This is a genomic window from Streptomyces botrytidirepellens (genome assembly GCF_003721215.1).
GTDB lineage: Bacteria > Actinomycetota > Actinomycetes > Streptomycetales > Streptomycetaceae > Streptomyces > Streptomyces himastatinicus.
In genome coordinates this window covers 1-844 of sequence record NZ_RIBZ01000406.1, presented here as the reverse complement: position 1 = coordinate 844, position 844 = coordinate 1, and the positions used below count along the sequence as shown (strand labels likewise).

The following is an 844-nucleotide window of genomic DNA, read 5'->3' as shown; positions in this document are numbered from 1 at the left end:
GGGGCGGGCAGCGGGCCCTCGGCCGCGGCGGCGAGCAGCGCCGCCTCGCGCCGGGCGAACCCCGCCTCCCAGTGCGCCGCCAGCCCCGGCACCGCGTTCTTCCCGTCCGCCAGCCGCAGCGGCAGGCCGATCCGGCGGAAGGCGAGATGGAATGGGAACGGCGACATCCGCAGGCCCGTGGCGCCCGTGGCGCTCAGGGAGCCGATGGCGGACGCCCCGTAGTCCAGCGGCATCCGCACCGCCAGATCCGGCACGGTGAGGACGAGCGGCTGCGCGGGCGTGGACAGATGCGTCGCCACATTGCGCGTGCCGCGCAGCCGGTGCAGCCCCAGTTCCGTCACCCGCCACCGGGCGCGCGGCCACAGCCGCGCCAGGGCCGCACCCAGGACGTACGCGCCCAGCGCCACCGCGAAGGGCACCAGCACCCGCGCCAGCGGGTCGTCGGCGAGGGCGTACGCGACCCCGGCGGCGGCCGCGGCGATGAGCGGCGGCAGCCACCCGGGCGCGAGGACCCGGCGCCGCGGGGCGCTCTCCAGCAGCGAGGGTGGATGCGGTGACTGCGGCATGTGGCGGCGCTCCCCGTTGCGCGATGCGGTTGATGACCCGTGAACGAGCCCACATCGTGCCAGAGCCCTCCGGGCCGTACGCTCCCGGTGGGCGATCGACCGCGCCGCCCGCACTGCCCGCGCCCGCCGCGCGCCGCCGAGAGAGGGGTCCCGCCGTGCGACCGACCGATTCCCTGCGCCCCGTCCTGATCGCCGCCACGGCCGCCGCCGTGCTGGCGGCGGGAGCCGGGGGAGCCGTGGCAGCGCCCGCGCCGCCGTCCGCACCGGCGGCCCACGGC

The 844-nt window shown here is 78.9% G+C and carries 1 protein-coding gene; it reads right to left on the bottom strand.

What is annotated here, in order from left to right; all coding sequences use genetic code 11:
* The coding region (locus tag EEJ42_RS31210) for a hypothetical protein (RefSeq protein ID WP_148082067.1) at positions 1-566 on the bottom strand (566 nt) is incomplete at its 3' end.
* Positions 567-844: the final 278 nt, after the last annotated feature.